The following is a 5,225-nucleotide window of genomic DNA, read 5'->3' as shown; positions in this document are numbered from 1 at the left end:
CGCCGAACTCACCGACCTGGGCGCCGAATGCACCGTTGTCGCTTGCGATGTCGCGGACCGGGCCGCACTCGCGAGCGTGCTCGCCGGCATCCCCGCCGACCGGCCGCTGCGCGGAGTCGTGCACGCCGCGGGCGTGATGGACAACGCCCTCATCGGCTCGCTCTCGCCCGAGCAACTGGAGCGGGTGTTGCGCCCGAAGGTCGACGGGGCGTGGCACCTGCACGAGCTGACCGCGCAGCTTCCGCTCACCGCGTTCGTCCTGTTCTCCTCCGTCTCCGGACTGGTGATGGGCGCGGGCCAGGCGAACTACGCGGCCGCGAACCGATTCGAGGACGCGCTGGCCGTCCACCGGCGCGCGGCGGGCCTGCCCGCGACCGCGTTGGCCTTCGGCCTGTGGACGACCGAGACCGGGCTCGGCGGCGCGGGCGTCGACGCGGGTCGCGAGGAACAGCGGATGACCGACCTCGGCCTGCCGCCGCTGTCCTCGGCGGAGGGGCTGGTGCTGTTCGACGAGTCGGTCCGCCTCGACGACGCGGTTCTGGTGCCGATGCGGGTGCACTCCACCGCTCTGGCCGCGAATGATGTTGTGCCCCCGATGCTTCGAGAGCTTGCCGGCTCCGCGACCCGAGGACCGGCACGGGCGGCGGCCCGCACCGCGACGCCCACCGCGAACGGGTCGGGCGCGGTCTCGCTGACCCAGCGGCTGGCCGGACTCGACGGCGACGCGGCCGAGGCCGTGCTGCTCGACCTCGTGCGCACGCACGTCGCGGCGGTCCGGCACGCCGAGCCGGAGTCGCTCGATGTCGGCTTCACCGAGATGGGCCTCGACTCGCTGGCCGCGATCGAACTTCGCAACCGCTTGCAGTCCGCGGTCGGCCTCCGGCTGCCCGCCACCATGATGTTCGACTATCCGAACCCGCGGGTGCTCGCCGGGTATCTGCGCACCGAGCTGCTGCCCGATGAACCCACGAGCAGCCCGGAAGCAGCTCCTGCGCAGGCGATTCCGGCGCCCGTTGCGTCCGTCGAGCACATGTCCATCGACGACCTGGTGCGCGCCGCGCTCGCGGGCGACGCCGACCGAGTGGAGGGGTGAGCGCCGTGGAGGCCTCCGTCGAGCAGCTGGCCGAGGCGCTGCGCCGGACCATGCTGGACAACGAGCGGCTGCGGGCCCGCAAAGCCGAGCTCGCCGACGCGGCCGCCGAGCCGATCGCCATCGTGGGCATGGCGTGCCGCTACCCCGGCGGCGTCAGCACGCCGGACGGGCTGTGGCGGGTCGTGCGCGACGGCGTGGACGCGGTCGGCCCGTTCCCCGCCGACCGCGGCTGGGACATCGCCGGACTGTACGACCCCGAGCCCGGCACGCCGGGCAAGACCATCGCCACCGAAGGCGGATTCCTCTACGACGCGGCCGATTTCGACGCGGGCTTCTTCGGCATCGCGCCGCGCGACGCGCTCACCATCGACCCGCAGCAGCGGCTGCTGCTCGAGACCGCGTGGGAGGCGATCGAGCGCGCGGGCATCGATCCCACCTTGTTGAAGGGCAGCCGGACCGGCGTGTTCGCCGGGGTGATGTACCACGACTACGGCCTCGGCAGCAGCGACGGCAGCCTGGTCAGCGGCCGGGTCGCCTACACGCTCGGGCTGCACGGCCCCGCGATCACGGTGGACACCGCGTGCTCCTCGTCGCTGGTCGCCATGCACTGGGCGGCGCAGGCGCTGCGGCACGGCGAGTGCTCGCTCGCGCTGGCCGGCGGTGTCACGGTGATGACGACCCCGGACATGTTCGTGTACTTCAGCACTCAGCGCGGGCTCGCCAGAGACGGCCGGTGCAAATCGTTCTCGGCGGCGGCCGACGGCACCGGCTGCTCCGAGGGCGTAGGAATGCTTCTGCTGGAACGATTGTCGGACGCACGGCGCAACGGCCACCCGGTCCTGGCCGTGCTGCGCGGCAGCGCGGTCAACTCCGACGGCGCGTCCAGCGGACTGACCACCCCGAACGGTCCCGCGCAGCAACAGGTGATTCGCCAGGCGCTCGCTGCGGCCGGGCTGCGCGCCGCCGACGTCGACGTGGTCGAGGCCCACGGCACCGGAACGACTCTCGGCGATCCGATCGAGGCCCAGGCCCTGCTCGCGGTGTATGGCCGCGAGCGCGCGGAACCCGGTCACCCGCTGCTGCTCGGCTCGATCAAGTCCAATTTGGGCCACACCCAGGCCGCCGCCGGGGTGGCGGGCGTGATCAAGATGGTGCTGGCCATGCGGCACGGGTCGGTGCCGGGAATCGTGCACCTCACGACGCCGAATCCGCACGTGGACTGGGACTCCGGCGCCGTCGAGCTGGTCACCGAGACCACGCCGTGGCCTGTCACGCGACATCCGCGCCGGGCGGGGGTGTCCTCGTTCGGGATCAGCGGCACCAACGCGCACGTCATCATCGAGCAGTACGCCGATCAGCCCGCGCCGCCGCGCGACACCACGCCACCTGTCATCGCGTGGGTGCTCTCTGCCAAGAGCGCGGAAGCGCTACGCGCACAGGCGAAGTCGCTCGGTTCGTTCGTGACCGAGCGGCCGGAACTCGACCCGACGGACGTGGCGCTGTCGCTGGCGACGACCCGGACCCCGTTCCGCCATCGCGCCGCCGTGATCGGCGCCGACCGCGACGAACTGCTGCGCCGCCTCGACGGTTTCGCGGCGGGGGAGTCGCCCACGGACGCGGCGCGCGGCACGGCCGAGGGTGGCTCGATCGCTTTCCTGTTCACGGGTCAGGGCGCGCAGCGATCGGGGATGGGGAGAGAGCTGCACGCGGCGTACCCCGTGTTCGCCGAGGCTTTCGATGCGGCTGTCGCGGAGCTGGATTCGCGGCTCGACGGATCACTGCGCATGGCACTGTGGGATGCCGACCCGGCTGTGATCGACCAGACCGTATGGGCGCAGGCCGGTTTGTTCGCGCTCGAAGCCGCGCTGTTCCGGCTGCTCGAATCCTGGGGTGTTCGGCCGGATTTCGTCGCCGGGCACTCGATCGGCGAGGTGACCGCGGCGCATGTGGCCGGTGTGCTGACCCTGGCGGACGCCGCGCGGCTGGTCGCGGCGCGCGGGCGACTGATGCAGGCGTTGCCGCCGGGCGGGGCCATGGTCGCGGTGGCGGCCACCGAGGAGCGAGTCGCGCCGTGGTGCACCGGCGGGGTCGCGGTGGCGGCCGTGAACGCCCCTGGCGCAGTGGTTCTTTCCGGACCGGACGACGAGGTGTTCGCGGTGGCGGATCGATTGGCGGGGGAGGGGTGCCGGACCACGCGACTGCGCGTGTCGCACGCCTTCCACTCACCGGCGATGGAGCCGATGCTGTCCGAGTTCCATTCTGTCGCAGCGGCTCTGACCTACCGGGCACCTGAGATACCGCTGTACTCCACCGTGACGGGCACGCGTATCGAGGGCACGATCTCGGCGGACCACTGGGTGCGCAACGTCCGCGACACGGTGCGCTTCGCCGCCGCGGTGCGGTCCATGGCCGAGGCGGGGGTGACCCGCTTCGTGGAGGTAGGCCCCGACGCCGCGCTCACCGAATCGACGCGGCGGACCGTCGACGCCGACACGGTCGTCTGCGTGGGCGTGCAGCGCCGGAACCGGCCGGAGCCCGTGGCCGCGGTGGCCGCGCTCGCGGCGCTGCACACCGCGGGTGCGTCCGTCGACTGGGCGGCCTACTACGGCAGGCGCGCGCCGGTGGAGCTGCCGACGTATTCCTTTCAGCGCCGCAGGTATTGGCAGGATCAGCCCGGTGCCGTCGACGCGTCCGGAGTCGGCCAGCGACCGGTCGCCCATCCGCTGCTGGGCGCGGGGATCGAAGCACCGGACACCGGCGGCCTGACACTGACCGGCGCGCTGTCGCCACAGGCTCAGCCCTGGCTCGGCGATCACACGGTGTTCGGCCGAATCCTGTTCCCCGGCACCGGTTTCGTCGAGCTGGCGATGCGGGCGGGCGAGGAGATCGGTTGCCGTGCCGTCACGGAACTCATCGTCGTCGCGCCGCTGGTCCTGCCCGCGAACGGACGCGTCGCGATCCAGGTCGTGGTGGACGGGGCCGACGACGAAGGTCGTCGGTCGCTGCGGATCTTCTCCAAAGACTCCACTACCGCGTCCGGATGGACACTACACGCGTCCGGCGTCCTAGCATCGGAAAGCACTGCAGCGACCAGGGATTCGGTCGAATGGCCGCCCGCCGACGCCGTGTCGGCCGATGTGTCCGGGGTGTACGACGCCCTGCTCGATCAGGGATACGGTTACGGCCCGTCCTTTCAGGGACTGCGCGCGGCGTGGCGGCGCGGCGACGAGGTGTTCGCCGAGATCGCCCTGCCCCCACGCGCGGCCGACGAGGCCGCCGCGTTCGGCCTGCATCCGGCCCTGCTCGACGCGGTCCTGCACGCCTGGAGCATCACCGAGGACCCCGAGCGCGCGACGACGGAGCTGCCGTTCTCCTTCGGCGGCGTCACCCTGCACGCGACAGGCGCGACCACCGTCCGGGCCACGCTGAAACGCCACGGCGACACCATGTCCCTCGCGCTGCGAGATCCCTCGGGCGCGCCCGTCGCCACCCTCGACGCCGTCACCTTCCGTCCGGTGGCACCCGATCAACTGACGACCGGCACGTCGGACGCCGGCGATCTGTGGCAGGTCGACTGGACACCCCTCCCCGCCGTCGCGCCCCGCGCGGTGCCGTGGTGCGCGTGGGAGGCGTTGGATCCGGCGGCGGAATACGTCGTGCTCGAATGCGGAACACCTACGGGCCCAGTACTTTCCGACTTCCGGGAGGTACTGCACACAGTGCTGGCGGCACTGCGTACCTGGCTGGCCGAACCTCGATCCGCCACCCTCGTCATCGTCACCAGGAACGCCGTGGCGACTACGGCACACGAGGAACTGGATATTCGCCAAGCGCCGGTATGGGGTCTGGTGCGCGCGGCACAGGCGGAGAACCCCGGCCGGTTCGTCCTCCTCGATCTCGCGGGCGACACCGACCCGGCCGCCGCCGTCGCGCTCGCGATTGGCTCCGGCGAACCGGAACTGGCCGTCCGTGACAACACGGCGCTGGTGCCGAGACTCGTCGGAATGCACGACACCGCAACCGGTCTCGCGGACTTCGACCCGGACGGCACCGTGCTGGTGACCGGCGGCACCGGCGGACTCGGCGCGCTGATCGCGCGACACCTGGTGTCCGAGTACAAGGTTCGCCACCT

2 protein-coding genes are annotated in these 5,225 nt (G+C 72.0%); both read left to right on the top strand.

The features are described from left to right. On the top strand, positions 1-1,093 hold a 1,093-nt coding region (locus ON39_RS34830; protein WP_157195563.1), incomplete at its 5' end, for a type I polyketide synthase. Continuing rightward, positions 1,090-5,225: type I polyketide synthase (locus ON39_RS34825; RefSeq protein ID WP_051187488.1), on the top strand; the 4,136-nt coding region annotated here is incomplete at its 3' end. The genes ON39_RS34830 and ON39_RS34825, both read left to right, overlap by 4 nt.

Source organism: Nocardia tenerifensis NBRC 101015, assembly GCF_000308715.1.
GTDB classification, from domain to species: domain Bacteria; phylum Actinomycetota; class Actinomycetes; order Mycobacteriales; family Mycobacteriaceae; genus Nocardia; species Nocardia tenerifensis.
The sequence above is the reverse complement of the archived record's forward strand: the minus strand, read 5'-3'. Positions and strand labels throughout refer to the sequence as shown.